This window comes from Clostridium sp. AF35-15 (assembly GCF_003477745.1).
GTDB classification, from domain to species: domain Bacteria; phylum Bacillota; class Clostridia; order Lachnospirales; family Lachnospiraceae; genus Otoolea; species Otoolea fessa.
The window spans coordinates 91040-107612 of sequence record NZ_QUDY01000008.1; the positions used below are offsets into that span (position 1 = coordinate 91040).

14 protein-coding genes are annotated in these 16573 nt (G+C 50.3%); 11 read left to right on the top strand and 3 right to left on the bottom strand.

Translation table 11 applies throughout. The annotated features are described in order from the left end of the window. Positions 1–74: 74 nt before the first annotated feature. The gene (locus tag DWZ76_RS10490) at positions 75–2333 is read left to right on the top strand and encodes an excinuclease ABC subunit UvrA (protein WP_118472604.1); all 2259 of its coding nucleotides are present in this window, start codon (positions 75–77) and stop codon (positions 2331–2333) included. A gap of 52 nt (positions 2334–2385) precedes the next feature. Here the strand turns inward: DWZ76_RS10490 and DWZ76_RS10495 are convergent, their stop codons facing one another. Both DWZ76_RS10495 and DWZ76_RS10500 read right to left on the bottom strand, forming a co-directional pair. Continuing rightward, complete coding sequence (locus tag DWZ76_RS10495; RefSeq protein WP_118472605.1) at positions 2386–3939, bottom strand: BCCT family transporter; 1554 nt, start codon at positions 3937–3939, stop codon at positions 2386–2388. A 347-nt stretch (positions 3940–4286) separates the two neighbouring features. Then, positions 4287–5180, bottom strand: coding sequence for a glycyl-radical enzyme activating protein (locus tag DWZ76_RS10500; RefSeq protein WP_118472606.1), 894 nt, complete (start codon positions 5178–5180; stop codon positions 4287–4289). A gap of 270 nt (positions 5181–5450) precedes the next feature. Between DWZ76_RS10500 and DWZ76_RS10505 the strand changes: the two genes are divergently transcribed. The 10 genes from DWZ76_RS10505 (at position 5451) to DWZ76_RS10550 (ending at position 15043) form a co-directional block, all read left to right on the top strand. After that, positions 5451–5783, top strand: coding sequence for a hypothetical protein (locus tag DWZ76_RS10505; protein ID WP_118472607.1), 333 nt, complete (start codon positions 5451–5453; stop codon positions 5781–5783). A gap of 217 nt (positions 5784–6000) precedes the next feature. After that, a complete protein-coding gene (locus DWZ76_RS10510; protein WP_243017811.1) occupies positions 6001–7446 on the top strand; it encodes a sodium:proton antiporter in 1446 nt (481 codons plus the stop codon). Positions 7447–7459: 13 nt separating this feature from the next. Beyond that, on the top strand, positions 7460–8674 hold the full coding sequence (locus tag DWZ76_RS10515; RefSeq protein WP_227589680.1) for a cytidylate kinase-like family protein: 1215 nt from the start codon (positions 7460–7462) through the stop codon (positions 8672–8674). Positions 8675–8918: 244 nt separating this feature from the next. Then, positions 8919–9398 carry an acyl-CoA thioesterase gene (locus DWZ76_RS10520; RefSeq protein WP_107001412.1) on the top strand — a complete coding sequence of 160 codons (480 nt, stop codon included), beginning with the start codon at positions 8919–8921 and terminating at the stop codon, positions 9396–9398. Positions 9399–9486: 88 nt separating this feature from the next. Further along, complete coding sequence (gene spoIIID, locus DWZ76_RS10525) at positions 9487–9768, top strand: sporulation transcriptional regulator SpoIIID (RefSeq protein WP_117796058.1); 282 nt, start codon at positions 9487–9489, stop codon at positions 9766–9768. A 219-nt stretch (positions 9769–9987) separates the two neighbouring features. Next, complete coding sequence (locus DWZ76_RS10530; protein ID WP_118472608.1) at positions 9988–10782, top strand: sirohydrochlorin cobaltochelatase; 795 nt, start codon at positions 9988–9990, stop codon at positions 10780–10782. 170 nt (positions 10783–10952) lie between these two features. Next, a complete protein-coding gene (locus tag DWZ76_RS10535) occupies positions 10953–12269 on the top strand; it encodes an ABC transporter substrate-binding protein (protein WP_118472609.1) in 1317 nt (438 codons plus the stop codon). A 36-nt stretch (positions 12270–12305) separates the two neighbouring features. Continuing rightward, positions 12306–13382, top strand: a complete 1077-nt coding sequence (locus tag DWZ76_RS10540) for an iron ABC transporter permease (RefSeq protein ID WP_181986215.1) — start codon at positions 12306–12308, stop codon at positions 13380–13382. A gap of 28 nt (positions 13383–13410) precedes the next feature. Continuing rightward, entirely contained in the window at positions 13411–14553 is a 1143-nt protein-coding gene (locus DWZ76_RS10545) for an ABC transporter ATP-binding protein (protein WP_117796055.1), read from the top strand. A gap of 55 nt (positions 14554–14608) precedes the next feature. After that, positions 14609–15043, top strand: coding sequence for a protease complex subunit PrcB family protein (locus tag DWZ76_RS10550; protein WP_118472610.1), 435 nt, complete (start codon positions 14609–14611; stop codon positions 15041–15043). Between the two features lie 120 nt (positions 15044–15163). On the opposite strand, the gene DWZ76_RS10555 is transcribed toward DWZ76_RS10550, so the two are convergent. Further along, positions 15164–16108, bottom strand: a complete 945-nt coding sequence (locus DWZ76_RS10555) for a D-2-hydroxyacid dehydrogenase (RefSeq protein WP_022360306.1) — start codon at positions 16106–16108, stop codon at positions 15164–15166. Between the last annotated feature and the right edge of the window lie 465 nt (positions 16109–16573).

Sequence of the window (16573 nt, forward strand, 5' to 3'; positions counted from 1 at the left end):
GGATAGCATTGAGTACCTTTAAAATAAAGGAACCTGGGACGGGAAAATGCAGCTTAAGAAAGGAAAAATGCCAGATGGAACGAGAAAATCAGGAGTACATAAGCATTGTGAATGCAACGGAAAACAACTTGAAACATGTGTCGTTGAAAATTCCGAAAAAGAAAATCACGGTTTTTACCGGTGTGTCCGGTTCGGGCAAATCATCGCTCTGCCTTGATACGATTGCGGCAGAGTCGCGGCGGGAGCTGAATGTGACATTTCCAAGTTTTGTCCAGCAGTTTCTGCCGAAATATGGTCGTCCAGAGGTTGAGCGCATGGAGAATCTTCCGGTCACGATCGTGATCGATCAGAAAAAGCCGGTGGCAAACTCCCGCTCAACGGTCGGCACATACACCGATATATATGCGCTGCTGCGCCTACTCTTCTCACGTGTGGGCAAACCGTTTGTCGGCTATTCGGACAGCTTTTCCTTCAACCATCCGAGCGGCAAGTGTGAGCGCTGTGAGGGCCTGGGCGTTGTGACGGAGCTGGACATCCACAAGCTGGTGGATTTTGATAAATGCCTAAACGATGAGGGCGTTATCCAGTGGCCGGCGTTCACGACCGGTGCATGGCGGTGGAAGCGGTATGCGTACAGCGGTCTGTTTGATTTGGACAAGAAGATCAAGGATTATTCGAAGGAGGAAATGGATTTATTTCTCTATTCGCCGCAGATCCGCCTGAAAAACCCGCCGGCAAACTGGCCGAAATCCGCGAAGTACGAGGGCATTTATCCGCGTATGTACCGCAGTATCATTACATCTAAAGAAGGACAGCTTCATAAGAAAGAGCTGGATCGCATTGTCAGCACCTTTACGTGTCCGGAGTGCCACGGGGCGAGACTGAATGCGAAGATCCGGAGCTGCCTGATTAACGGAAAAAATATCTGCGAGGTTTCGGATATGCCGATCCCGGAGGCGGCAGAGTTTATCCGCCAGATCGATGATCCGCTGGCGCGCGATATCAAGACCGAGATCCTGAAGCGGATGAATGCGCTGATTGAGATCGGACTCAGCTATCTTTCTTTAAGCCGTGGAACAGACACTCTCTCCGGCGGCGAGGCGCAGCGTATCAAGATCGCGCGTTACATCAATTCGCCGCTTACCGATATGATGTATGTGCTGGATGAGCCGAGCGTCGGACTGCATTCGCGCGATATCCAGAATCTCAAAAATTCGCTGATCAAGCTGAAAGAGCACGGAAATACCGTGATGATTGTGGAACACCACCGGGAAGTCATCGCTCTGGCGGATCACATTGTGGATATGGGACCGGAAGCGGGCATAAACGGTGGACAGATCATGTATCAGGGAAGCTACGAGGATCTTCTGAAAGCGGACACTGTGACCGGGCGAATGCTGCGGACGAAAACGCCGATGAAGATGGAGTACCGCAAGCCGACCGGATGGTATCAGGTTGAGCACGCGAAGCTTCATAACTTAAAAGATCTGAGCGTAAAACTGCCGCTTGGCGTGATGACGGTCATCGCCGGTGTGGCTGGTTCGGGAAAAAGCTCCCTGATGGAATATTTTACGAGCCAGTATCCAGGCGAGGTGATCTCGATCCGGCAGAAGGATATCGGTATCAATCTGCGTTCAACCCCGGCGACGTATCTGGATATCGCGGATGCGATCCGGGCGCTTTTTGCGAAAGCGAACCATGTCGCACAGGCATATTTCAGTTTCAATTCCAAGGGCGCCTGCCCGGCGTGCCAGGGAAAAGGTGTAATTATATCGGATATGGCATATATGGACTCGATCGAGACGGTCTGCGAGGTCTGCCATGGAACGCGGTATTCGGAGGAAGTGCTGAAATATCAGTACAAGGGAAAGAATATTGCGGAAGTCATGGATATGACCGTCCGTCAGGCGATCCAGTTTTTTGAAGATGCGGATTTTGTGAGGAAACTCGATACGCTGGTACAGGTCGGACTCGGTTACCTGCACCTGAATCAGTCGATGACGACGCTTTCCGGCGGCGAGCTGCAGCGTGTGAAGCTGGCGAGCAAGCTGGATGAGCGGGGACAGATATTCATTCTGGATGAGCCGACTGACGGGCTGCATCTCGACGATATCCGCCGTCTGATGAAGCTTTTCAACCGGATGACCGATCAGGGCAATACGCTGTTTATCATCGAGCACAGCCTGGATGTGATGAAGGATGCCGATTATATTGTGGAGCTCGGACCGGGCGGCGGACTCGCAGGCGGCGACCTGCTCTTTGCCGGGACGCCGAAGGAGATGCTGGAAGCGGAGCGGAGTGTGACACGGGAGTATCTGCGGGAGAGCTTATAGATAAAGAAAAATATCCCGAATGCATCGGAAAGTGCATTCGGGATATTTTTAATCAATCAATTCGTTCAATACCATGGCAGCTGGAAAGATATTTCTTCGCATCCTTAAAAAACGCCGCCACGATCAGGAGAATGATAAACGCGATCGGAAATGCTGCAATGATGGACACGGTCTGCAGGTTTGCCATTGAATTATCACTGAAAATGAGGACCATCGGCAGTAGAATCAGGCTCAGGGACCAGAAGGTTTTGATCGCCATGTGCGGTTCGTCCTCGCTTGTCAGGTTCTTGTAGGAGTAGGCGGAGGCAACCAGTACGATCGCGTCAAAGCTGGTGGCATAGAAGGCGATCATCGCCGCCGCGAGCAGAACGAGGACCATCGGGGCGAGCGGAAGCGTGCGGATGATGGCAGTGATTGTGGAATAGAGGTCGCCACTGGCGGCATAAAGCCCCATGACATCCAGTTTTCCGAACACCTGGAGTCCCAGGCTGTAGTTTCCGAGGATAATAAAGCTCACAAACGTGCCGCCAAGCCCGAACACGTAGCCGCCGAGGATTGTCTGCCGGATTGTACGTCCACGAGAGATGGTTCCGATGAAGAACGGGGCAGCGACGCACCAGACCATCCAATATGCCCAGTAGAACATTGTCCATGTCTGCGGAAATGAGGTGGTGCGCTGTGGGTCGGTGTAGGTGGACAGTCCGATAAAGTTCTGTACCAGATTTCCGATGGAGGAAAAGCCGGTTTCGATGATATAGCGAGCTTCACCGCCAAACAGCAGCACATAAGCCAGAAGAGCGAAGAAGAGGTAGACGCAGGACGCCGCGAGCTTCTGGATGCCCTTCATGCCACGCACGACGGAAACGGTATATACCAGGCAGGTGACTGCCAGAATCGCGATGGTGATGAGGCGGGTGTCGCCGAATCCGAAGAGTTCGGAGACGATCTGGCTCATCAGAGGGGTCGCCAGCGTAAAAGTCGTGGTTGTGCCGGCCAGCAGTGCGAAGACCGCCATCAGATCAATCAGGGTTCCGGCAAGCCCGTCTGTGTGTTTTCCGAGGATCGGGCGGCAGGCTTCGGAGTATTTCTGTTTATGGCAGCCGCGCACATGAAGCATGAAGCCAAAGGCAGCGGCGAGCACGACATAGAAGCCCCACGGGATCGGACCCCAGTGAAAGAGCGGGTATGTGCTCGCCCAGTCCTGAATACTGCCCATTTCTGCCAGATGCGGGTCATTGGCGTAGAGAACCCACTCACACAGGGAGTAAAAGAGAATGTCCGCCGCAAGTCCGGAGGTAAACATCATCGAACCCCAGGCAAAATTGGAATAGAGCGGCTTCTCATCCGGTTTTCCGAGCCGGATGGTTCCGTAGCGGGAAAAGGCGATGTAGATTGACAGAAGAAAGATGCCGAGTCCGATGGCAAGATAGCCGACACCGAAGTTTTCCCCGAGAAAGCTCCGGAGATTTTCCAACACTGCCTTGGATGCATCTGGCGCAGCCAGAAAGCAGAGACAGAGTATTATAATAAGAAGAAATGGGACGACCATCGTGGTCCAGTCCAGGCGTTTCGGCTCTGGCACTGTTTGAGATTGTGGATTTTGCATGGGAAACCTCCTTTTAAATCATTTGTAAAAATGAGGATTTTTGCAAATGGTTCATGTTCATTTTTTGATAAATAAATTAAATATTGAACACATTATAGCATTGGGTGGAAAAAAAATCAATGAAAAATTTGGGAAAAAATAGAGAAACAAGGAAATAGATGTTACCGGTTCACGGGTAGGCACTTTTGGAACCGAAAGTGCCGTAAGAAAATGTGGTGGCAGCAGGAATTTGCCGTATTGAAATGCGAAGCCACGGCAAATTCCGTTACTGGGCACGTATGCGTGAACAGTAACGAATAGATGGAAAAATGTATGGGAGGCGGCAATGGAAAAATCCTGCCGCCTCCCTACTGCTCAATCTGCACATCAAATCCCAGTCCGCGCAGCATGTTCGCATAATTCTCCATATCCTGGCCGGAGAAGGTCTGCTCGCGGGCAAGCGTCGGAGATTGCATGTATTTTTCATATTTAATGATCCCCAGATTTGAATAGGAGAGCAGAATTACATGTCTGATGTGGTGCTCAGACAAAAGGTGGGCATACCTGCGGGCATCGATGAGCGTGTCGTTGATGCCGGGGGTAATGGTAATGCGGACCGCCACTTTTTTTCCGATAGAGATGGCAAAGTCCAGATTTTCCAGAATCGAATGATTTGAGACACCGGTGAACTGGACATATTTCTTTTCAGAATAATGTTTTAAATCGATGATAATCATGTCCGCGTTGGCGATGAAGCGGGAGAAAGCCAGCGGTTTGGCGAAAGCGGTCGTCTCAATCGCGGTGCGGATGCCGTGTTCTTTACATTTTTTCAGGACAGCGGTGGCTGCTTCCGGCTGCATCAGCGGATCGCCGCCGGAGAGAATGACGCCGCCATTTCCATAGAGCTCCCGGTCGGCAAGAATTTTTTCCATGATTTCATCCATATCCATCATCTGACCGACGAAATGAAGCATTCGGGACGGACAGTGATCCGTACAGGCACGGCAGAATGTACAGGTGTCCGGGGTAAAGGTGAGACGGTTGTCTGAAAATGCCAGACTTCCGGTGGGACATTCGCTGACACAGAGATTGCAGTAGAGACAGTGCTTGCTGTCCCAGAGAATCCGGGTCGGGCGCTCATGCGCCTGCGGTGTTGAACACCAGACACAGCGCAGGGGGCATCCTTTAAAATAAATCGTAGTCCGCAGCCCGGAACCGTCAGCCAATTCATTTCGTTTGATCTTAAATATATTCGCCTGCATGAATACAATACTCCTGAAAATCCTTATGATATTTATAAAACACGATAAGACATTGAGTATTCCAGCACGGGATGGCACCGGAATTTCCGAATGGATTCGTAATACATCTGAATGCAAAATACAGGCTAACTATAGCATAAAGAAGATAAAAAGTAAATGAGACAGTTTCTCCAATTTGCTGCTTGATTTTTTTACAAAGATTTGACAAAAAAGCGGAAATAAATTTTACAAAAAAGCGCTATAATAAAACAGGTTCAAGAGAGAATATGTGTGAACGCTGCGAAAGAGCAGGTTATACAGCGGCAGATTTGCCAACTGGCACATATCGAAAAGGAAACCACGAAAGAATACCGCGAGAGATCGGGCGGCTGGCTTAAAATGAAGCGCGAAAACAGCTGCAGGAAAAAGATGGAAGATGGCGGGGAAGATATGGAATTGAAATATGAACTCTGGAAAGAGAGTATAGTTCAAGAGAAAGTTATATGTGAATGTAGGAAGCGTCTGTCGGGATATCGGCGGGCGGTTTTTTGTGTAATAGGAAATTCCTTGGAATCCCCTATTACACAAAAAGGCACTAACGTGAAATTACAGTATTATACATAATTTCTATACACAAAAGAGGTATTTGTTTATGTTATGAGCACAGGCTTACAACACTTATTAATAAGAATTAATATAAGGTACTTTTAACGAAAAATTCACGGAAAATCACGCTTACAACGTGAAAAACACGGTTGTATTTAGGAAATAAAATTGTTATAATGAGTGGCTGAAATGGAAAATGTAAAACAAAAAAGAAAAAAGTTGGGAGGTTACGAAGGTGAAAAGATTGAGTGCGTTTTGCGCGAGCCTGGGATTATTTTTGATGGCAAATCCGATGACGGCTCTGGCAGCAGAACAGGAAGGCGGTGCATCGGCATCCTCTGTGCCGCTCTGGATGTGTATTCCATTTGCGGGACTGCTTCTCTGTATTGCGATTCTGCCGCTTGTGAAGGCAGAATGGTGGGAAGAGCACCAGCCTCATGCGGTTGCTCTTTGGTCAATTCTTTTTATCATTCCGTTTGCGATGCGTTACAGTGCGGGGACAGCACTGGAAACGGTTCTGGAATGCCTGGTCAATGACTATTTGACCTTTATTATTTTGTTATTTGGACTTTTTTGCGTTGCCGGTAATATCACGATGTCCGGTGACCTGGCAGGTTCTCCGCGTGTCAATGTAGGACTACTGGCACTGGGAACCCTGCTTTCAAGCTGGATCGGTACGACCGGTGCCAGTATGCTGATGATTCGTCCGGTTGTCAAGATGAATGCATGGAGAAAGAAGAAACGTCATATCATTATCTTCTTTATTTTCCTTGTATCCAACATCGGCGGATGTCTGACCCCGATCGGTGACCCGCCTCTGCTGATGGGCTTCATGCGCGGCGTACCGTTCTTCTGGAGCTTACATCTGGTGCCGATCTTATTCTTCAATATGCTGGTGCTGCTGACAATCTTCTATTTTATTGATAAGAGGGCATATCGTCAGGATATCGCGAGCGGTCTGAAACCGGATATCAGCAAACCGGGTACCGAAGTAAAGCTGCGCGGCGCGCACAACCTGATTTTCCTGGTTATGATCGTGGCAGCCGTTATTTTAAGCGGTACCTTACCGTCCATGCCGCAGTTCCAGGATGCAGCCGGAAAGGTGCTTGGCATCCATCTGTTTGGAGAGGTAGAATTAAGCTATCCGGCCATCATTGAGATTGTGATCATTCTGGTGGCGGCCTTCCTGTCCTTCAAGACCACGAAGGTTGAGATCCGCCGTGAGAACCACTTTACCTGGGGCGCGATTCAGGAGGTTGCGGTTCTGTTTATCGGTATTTTCATCACGATGCAGCCAGCCCTGATGATTCTGAAAGCAAATGGCGCGAACCTGGGCATCTCCGAGCCGTTTGAAATGTTCTGGGCGACCGGTCTGCTGTCCAGCTTCCTGGATAACACGCCGACCTATCTGGTATTTTTAACAACGGCAGGTGCGCTTGGATTTACGGAGGGCATGGTGACGACGTTAGGAACGGTTCCGATCAAGATGCTGATGGCGATCTCCTGTGGTGCGGTATTTATGGGTGCGAACACCTACATCGGAAATGCACCGAACTTCATGGTTAAGTCGATTGCGGATGAAAACGGTGTGCGTATGCCGTCCTTCTTCGGATATCTGCTCTGGTCGTTCGGTATTCTGGTTCCGGTCTTTGCACTTGATATGCTGTTATTCTTTTTATAGGGGGTGAGTGACGATGAGCAACAATCAGGAACATACCAATACAGATAATATGGAAAATCAGACGCAGCAGGCGCTTGAAAAGGACAGCGCCCAGTATGCGAATGAAGTAACGGGTGCGGAAAATGCAGCCGAAAAGGATTCAGCAGGGAAGAAGCCGGGCAGCACGGTGCCTGGAAGAGATGAAAAACGAATCCGTGAACTGGCGGAGAGTATTTACGATCTGGATGCGGAGGTTTATGCACAGTTAGGTTCTTCTCTGGGACGTGTTTTCAATCGTGACCGGAAGCGCTGCGTGGATGAGCTGACTCATCTGATGCTGACACGCCCGCAGGGTAACCTGGTTCGAAGTGAGATTGCCCTGATCGGAAACATGGCGCGTACCATCGAGAATAAGGAAGAGCGGAAGCTCGTCATGACCGAGTACAACCGGATTCTGACCGAAGTCATGAGTCTGCCGACCAGTTTCGCGAGCGGCGACGTTATCAACGCAGAGCTGGCGAAGCTGAATACATTTAACCTGAAAAACCGTTTCTCCGAAAATGACCACCTGATCGTATGTATCAGCTGGACCTACGGAAGCGGCGGTGTAAATATCGGATTTAAGCTGGCAGATAAGCTGAAAATCAATTTCTACGACGCGGAGATCTTTGAAGCGGTTCTGAAACGTCTCGAGGCTCAGAAGGATTCTATACAGGATTCTGTCAGCTACGGAATCAAGCCGGGAATCAAGAAAGAGCCGGCGCACGATCAGGATGCCAATGTAAACCCGAGTGAGGCATTCATCCCGGAGCGCCATCTGACCCTGCGCCAGCGCATGCGTGAGTTCAGCCGTTTCCACGGACTGCCGAAGCGGGATGCGGTCTTCTTCAACGAGAGCGACCTTCTGGTTGACATGGCGAAGAAGGAAGATTTTGTTATTCTGGGACGATGCGGAGATGCCATCATGGCAAACAACAATATCCCGCATATCAGTATCTACATCACGGCGCCGTTTGAGCAGCGTATCAAACGTGCGATGGAGATTGACAGTTCCCTGACGGTCAAGCAGGCACGCCATATGTTAAAGCATCTGGATCATGTCCACAGCCAGTACTATCATTATTATACAAACCGAAACTGGGGACATTCCAACAACTATGATCTCTGTATCAACAGTGCCAGCTACGGTATCGATGGAACCGTGGATTTCATCTATCGGATGATCATGGCGCGGGAAGAGGATAAATAAGAGAACGGCTGAAGATGATGGGAGTCAGCGAAAGACAACAGACGCTGCTCCCAGATTCTTCGGTCGTTTTTTTACATTTATAGTTTACTGCCAATAGAATGTATAACTAAAAAGATTCAGAATTTTTGCGGCGGAATACTTGCAAATTTGAGGGAAAGCCAGTATACTAGGTACCATATCACAGGGAAGTCCTTCGAAAGCGGGAGATTGGAAGAGGCATCCTTCTCGAAAGGAGAAATAAATTATGGAAGAAAGAATTATGCGCCGCGTAGCGGATTCAGCTGTTATCCAGACACAGCTTGTATTAAATAGTCACTTAAATGGTGCTGGTCGTTTGTTTGGCGGTCAGCTGATGGAATGGATCGACGTTGTAGCGACCGTTGTAGCGCGCCGCCACGCGCACTGCAATCCGACAACTGCATCGGTTGATAACCTGCAGTTCAAAGAGGCAGTCCACCTGAACAATACCCTGATTATCGAGGGTAAGCTGACTTACGTTGGAAGAACCTCCATGGAAGTGCGTGTCGATACATTCGTAGAGTCTTTAAGCGGTGCGCGTAAACTGGTTAATACCGCTTATGTGGTTATGGTAGCGCTGGATGAAAACGAGCATCCGATGGAAGTTCCGGGACTGCTTGTCGAGACCGATGAGGAGAAGGCAGAGTGGGAAGCTGGCGTGAAGAGAAACGACTTGCGGAAACACCGCCGTGCGGAGAACTACTAATCGGCAGTGTTTTTGTTTGGGAAAGGGAATTTGCATAAACCGGAAACAGATGTAATAAGATGTAAAAAACGTTCTCAGGGGAACTCCCATGAAGGAATATATCGAGGAACGGGCGGTTGCGATCGCTAATTACATCATAGACTACAATGCGACAGTGCGGCAGGCGGCCCGGAAATTTGGGATCAGTAAATCTACCGTGCATAAAGATGTGGCCGAGCGCCTTTCCCATATCAATCCGCCGCTTGCATCCCGGGCGCGTGTAGTACTGGACATCAACAAAGCGGAACGCCATATCCGGGGCGGGATGGCGACGAAAGAAAAATATGAGCATGAGCACCAGCTGCGCGCGTGCAGCCGGGACGAGAAATAGAAAAGCTGGTAAAATTGGAGCTGAAAGCAGAAAAAGGGGCATTCCGCCTGGACGGGCGGAGTGCCATTTTTTCTGCTTCATTGCAAACTATTTCAAAATATGCTATAGTAGCTTCGATTCATGAAGCTATATGTCAGCCAGATTCAGGCATATGGCAGCGTAGGGGGAACGGGAAAATTCTGAATTGAAAGATAAAAAACAAAGAGGAAGAATGGATAGATGGAACCAAGACAGGCAATCCTGGTAGTCAGCTTCGGGACAAGCTACAATGACAGCCGGGAAAAGGCGATCGGAGCGGTTGAGCGTGCAGTGGCGGAGGCATTTCCGACCTATGAGGTGCGCCGGGCATTTACCAGCCAGAGGATCATTGATAAATTGAAAAAGCGGGATCAACGGTCGATCGACAATTTGAAGGAGGCACTTGACCGGGCAGCAGCCGATGGGATTAAAAGTCTGATTGTGCAGCCGACCCATCTGATGGATGGATTTGAATACATGGATGTAAAAGCGGAAGTGGAAGCGAATCAGGGGCGTTTTGAACGGCTGGCGCTGGGAGCACCGCTTCTTGCCAGTGAAGCGGATCTGGATGCGGTGATCCGGGCGATGGCAGGAGAACTGGGCGGATATGATGATGGAAAAACGGCACTCTGCCTGATGGGGCATGGGACGGACGCGGCTTCCAATCAGGTGTATCAGAAGATGCAGGATAGGATGATCGCGGGCGGCTATGCAAATTATTACATCGGAACCGTGGAGGCGCAGCCGGATTTACAGGCGGTGATCGAGAAATTGGGCGAGCAGAAACACTATCAGAGGGCAGTGCTGCAGCCGCTCATGGTGGTTGCAGGCGACCATGCGAATCAGGATATGGCAGGTGAAGAGGAGGATTCCTGGAAGAGCCGCCTGGAACGCGCCGGATACCAGGTGGAATGCCGCATCCGGGGACTGGGAGAGGTTGAGGCGATCCGGAAGCTGTATGTGGCGCACGTGAGAGAGGCAGAGTGGGAAAAATGAAGAAAATAGGATGGATAACGGGAAAGAAAAGGTTACTGTACACGGGTAGGCACTTTTGGAACCGAAAGTGCCGTAAGAAAACGTGGTGGCAGCAGGAATTTGCCGTATTTAAATGCGAAGCCACGGCAAATTCCGTTACTGGGCACGTATGCGTGAACAGTAACAAGAAAATGGCACTTAGGATGGCAGGACTGTCGCTTATGGGGGTGCTGCTCTTGAGTGGCTGTGGAAATATGGGAAAGAGTGCGGTGGCGGCAGCGTCGTCTACATCCGCCAGTGAGATATCCAATGAGGCGGGTAAAGGTACGAAAGTGTCCCAGCCGGCAGAAAACGTGGATGCACAGGTGGCGGAGGCATCACTTCCACAGCCGGGTGAGGCGATCAGTGCGTCCCTGGCCTGGAAATCGCGGATGGAGCTTGCCTATGCGACCCAGTTTGCGGTCGATACCTATGAGGATGCGGACGGGATGCAGTACGAAGCAGTTTCGGTTGCGGATGGAAGCCGTTTTCTTCTGATTCCAGAGGGCGGAAAGGTGCCGGAAGATCTTCCGGATTCGATCCAGGTGCTTAAGCGCCCGGTCAAACAGATTTATCTGGTAGCGACCGCGACCATGGATATGTTCCGGATGCTGGGAGCGCTCCCGGATATCCGGTTTTCGGGAACCGATGCGTCGGGCTGGTACATCCCGGAGGCAAAGGAGGCGATGGAGAATGGGTCAATTCTCTACGCAGGCAAGTACAGCGAACCGGATTATGAGCGGATTGTCTCGGAGGGCTGCGGTCTGGCAATAGAAAATACGATGATTCTCCATTCGCCGGAGGTAAAAGAAAAGCTGGAAAGTTTCGGAATCCCGGTGCTTGTGGATCATTCCAGCTACGAAGCACATCCGCTGGGGCGGACGGAATGGATCCGCCTGTATGGAGTGCTGACCGGTAAAGAAAAAGAGGCGGAAGCGGCATTTGCAAAGCAGGAAGCGGCTTTGCAGCGAGTTACAGAAGAAGGTTCGGATGCGGAGAACGCAGGCGGGAGCGTAAAAACAGAACAGACGGCACAGGCGGAAAAGCCGTCGGCGGCATTTTTCTATATTACGAACCAGGGCAGCGTGAACGTGCGCCGTTCCTCTGATTATATACCGAAAATGATAGAATTAGCGGGCGGCAGATACATATTCGGGCATATGGGGGATGACGGAAAGCGGTCTTCGACCGTCAATATGCAGATGGAAGAATTTTATGCAGCCGCGAAAGAATCCGATTATCTGATTTATAACAGTACAATCGACGGGGAGATTCACTCAATTTCGGAGCTTTTGGCAAAAGCGCCGGTTCTCAAGGATTTCAAGGCGGTACAGGCGGGAAATGTCTGGTGTACGACGAAGAATCTCTATCAGGAATCCATGTCAGTTGGAGCGATGCTGGAAGATATCCATGCGATTTTCAGCGGAAGCCAGGAAGATGGGACATATCTGTATAAATTGCAGTCGTGAGGAAGGAAAGTGTAATAAAGATAGATAGGAGAAACGATGCGTTCAGTATCAGAAGCAAACAGACAAAAACAGGAAAAAAAACAAAGAAACCTGGCGCAGTCAGGCAGACAGGTGCGGATCGCAGGTGCATTTCTGCTTCTGATTATGCTTCTGCTCCTGTCGCTTATCTGGAGTGCCTGTTCAGGCAGTGTATCGGTTCCGATCATGGAATTTTTACAGGAACTGCGGGAGCCTAAGCTGCGTGGAATGGCGTGGACGATCATCTGGGAGATCCGTCTGCCGCGCGCGCTGGCGGCGCTGATCCTTGGCGGGGCGCTGGCACTGTCAGGGTATCTGTTACAGACCTTTTTCCACAATCCGATCGCGGGTCCCTTTGTGCTGGGAATTTCTTCTGGTTCAAAGCTTTTGGTAGCACTTGTGATGGTCGGATTTCTGGAATGGAATATTACGATCAATTCGGGGATGCTGGTGGCAGCGGCATTTGCCGGAGCGCTTCTCTCTATGCTGTTTGTGCTCCTGGTCGCGCGGAAGATGGAACAGATGGCGATGCTGATCGTCGGGGGCGTGATGATCGGCTATATTTGCTCAGCAATCACGGATTTTGTTGTGACCTTCGCCAGCGATGCGGATATTGTCAACTTGCATAACTGGTCGCGCGGAAGTTTTTCTGGTATGACCTGGGAAAATGTGGCAGTCATGGCGGGCGTGACCTTTGTCTCAGCGGCAGCGGTGTTTCTGTTATCCAAACCGATCGGCGCATACCAGATGGGGGAGACGTATGCGAGAAGCATGGGAGTCAATGTCGCACATCTGCGTTTCTTTATGGTGATTTTGTCCAGCATCTTATCTGGCTGCGTAGCGGCATTTGCCGGTCCGGTTTCCTTTGTTGGAATCGCGGTTCCGCATCTGATCCGCTGGCTGTTTGCCGATACAAGACCGCTGGTGCTGATTCCGGGCTGTTTCCTGGGCGGAAGCGTGTTCTGCCTGTTCAGCGACTGGCTGGCGCGGACGGTCTTTGCCCCGACGGAATTGAGCATCAGCACGGTAACAGCTGTCTTCGGTGCGCCGGTCGTGATTTTTGTGATGATGCGGAAACATCGAAAGAGCACCTGAAGCATAGAGCAGCAGAGGAGAAAATACCATGAATCCAGAAACTGAGGAGAAGATCTACTTTTATACAGAGAACTTACAGGTTGGATACGGTGGAAAACAGATCTTAAATCCAGTCCGGATCGGGATAAAGAAGGGTGAGATCCTGACTTTAGTCGGACCGAATGGAGCCGGAAAATCGACCATTTTAAAGAGTGTCGCCGCGCAGCTTCCCCCTCTGGGAGGCGCGGTTTACCTGGACGGCGCGGACCTTCTGGGAATGAAGGGAACGGAGCGCGCACGGCGGATGGCGGTCATGTTTACGGAAAAGGTCCATGCAGAGTGGATGACCTGCCGGGATGTTGTGGCAGCCGGGCGTTATCCGTACACGGGGCGGTTTGGTGTCCTCTCGGAGGAGGACTGGAAGGCAGTTGATGAGGCGATGGAGGCAGTGCAGGTATCAGAGCTTCGGGAGCGGGACTTCCAGACGCTCAGCGACGGTCAGCGGCAGCGGGTGATGCTGGCGCGGGCGCTCTGTCAGGAGCCGGAACTGCTGCTTCTCGATGAGCCGACTTCCTATCTGGATATCCGTTATAAGCTTGAATTTATGTCGGTCTTGCAGGAGCTGGCGCGCCGCAAGAAGGTGGCAGTCATTTTATCCATTCATGAACTTGATCTGGCGGAGCGCGTCTCCGACTGGGTGCTGTGCGTCAGCCCGGGGCAGGAAAGCCGGTTTGGACGCCCGGAAGAGATGCTGACTCCGGAACATCTTTCCGAGCTTTTCCAGATCGAGGAAGGGCGCTTCCGTCAGACAGGCGGCAGTATGGAGCTTCCGCGTCCGGAGGGGGCGCCAGAGGTATTTGTGCTGGCAGGAGGAGGAAGCGGGCGCGCTGTCTTCTGGCAGCTTCAGAGAGCTGGAACTACGTTTGCGGCAGGGATCGTATCGGAAGCCGACTTAGATTATCCGGCGGCTTGTACATTGGCGTCCAGATTGATTGCAGTCCCCGCATTTGAAGAAATATCAGAGGAAAAGGAACAAGAAGCCAGAGAATGTCTGGATGCGTGCCAGTGCGTGATTGCGTGCCGCAGGCAGTATGGGGGCTGGGCGGCGGCGAACGACCGGCTGCTGGCGTATGCCAGGGAAAAAGGAAAAAAGATAGAATATCACAACCTTCCGCTTCATAAAATGCAGTAAATCAAAGCATTTTGCCGCGTGGCTGCGTGCAGGGGAGCGGGAGGTTTTTTATTTGATGAAAAGTAAGAAAAGCAGGAAAAAATGGCTTCTAAGCCTTATGGCTGTGATGGGAATCTTTCTGGCGGGGGTCTATGCGGTTGCATGCGGCGGTGAAAAACAGGCAGAAAAATTGCGGGATCTGGAATTTGCCGTCATAGGTCCCGATGAGACGCCGCAGGAGCTGGCGCAGATCATAGAAGAAAAGAAGAACGATTCCTTCCGCCTGACTTACACAAGCGGAAATGACCTCTACATAGCTGCCGGGTACGGCAAGCAGGAGACCGGCGGCTACAGCATTACGGTTCCGGAGTTGTACCTGACGGACAATTCGATCGTCGTCAAGACCGAGTTAAAAGGACCGGAGAGAAGCGAGCCGACCGGGGAAGAGCCGTCGTATCCGTATATTGTGCTGCGGACGGAACTGCTGGAGGAACCAGTGGTATTCCAGTAGTTTCCTATGAAACAAAAAAACAGGAACCGGCGAGAGTATCATCCGGTTCCTGTCTTTATGCAGTTTCTGCAGAACGATTTCCGCAGGATTTCCTATATGAGTATAAGACTGGTTTCCTGATTACAGGGAAAGAGCCTCTTTTACCTTGGAAATGATGTGAAGTCCGATGTCTCTGGAAGCATCTACGGACTGAGCGCCGATGTGCGGGGAAACGATGAAGTTGTCGCACTCGAACAGCGGGCTTGCGAATGTATCATCACCTGTCAGACCGCTGCCAGCCAGCTCGTTCTCCATAACGTCTGCTGCGTAGCCGCCGATCTTGCCAGCTTTCAGAGCCTCGTACATATCTTTCTCGTTTACGATACCACCACGGCTCATGTTCAGAACAACTGCATCATCCTTCATCTCAGCGATGGACTTAGCGTTGAACAGATCCTTTGTCTCTGGTGTCAGCGGTACGTGGATAGATACGAAATCAGCTACCTTTAACATCTCGTCTACGGACATGCCAGTTGCATGCTCTTTCTCGAAATCTTCCGGTTTCAGGAATGGATCGTAAGCAACGACAGTCATACCAAATGCACGACCAAGTTCGCCGACTCTCTTACCGATACGACCGAAGCCCATAACACCCAGAGTCTTGCCGCGAAGCTCACGACCTTCGAATTTATATTTGTTCCACTCGTGTTTTACTTTTACATCGTAGTTAGCTGTGAAAGTACCACGGGAGATATCTAACATCTTGGAAATGGTCAGCTCTGCAACTGCGTTAGCGTTTAAGCCCGGTGCGTTGAAGATCTGGATTCCTTTGGATTTTGCATAGTCCATATCAATGTGGTTCAGACCAACGGAGCAAACGCCGATAACCTTCAGGTTCTTAGCAGCGTCGATGATCTCCTGATCGATCTTCGGATCTACACGCATGATCAGAACGTCTACGTCACCGATTTCAGCTAATAACTGATCCTTGGTGGACGGCAGATTCTCTGCAGTTTTAACTTCCATGTATTTGCTGAGTTCTTCAGCAATACCAGCGTATACTTTGTCAATGATAAGACACTTCATAGTTTAATTTCCTCCGCTCTTATTTTGTAAAATGTACCTATATGCAAGTATACCTAAAATCTGCTGTCCAGTCAAGTCATTTTGCCGTACCAAACAGAAACTCGTATTCGATTTTTTGTATAACACTTATAAGTAAATGCTGGATGAAAAGGGGTTTTTGTAGAAAATGCCGCGGGAGCGATTTATAAATTGTATTTTGAGATAGGGCAGACTATAATAAAGGTACGATGCAGTTCAAAGTCCGGTTCCGGACGGCATTCGATGATTCTGCCCGCAAAGAGGGCATCTGTGATTCACAGAAATATCCGGGTATTTATGAAATTTCATAATGCATTTTTTGTTTCAGGGGAAACTGCGTCCTATGAAACAAAAAAGCAGTCATATGATTTCGTGGTGCTGAATATAAGTATCATATCGGCATTTAGAAAACATGGCATCTTATATCTTGAATGATATTTGTGTGTG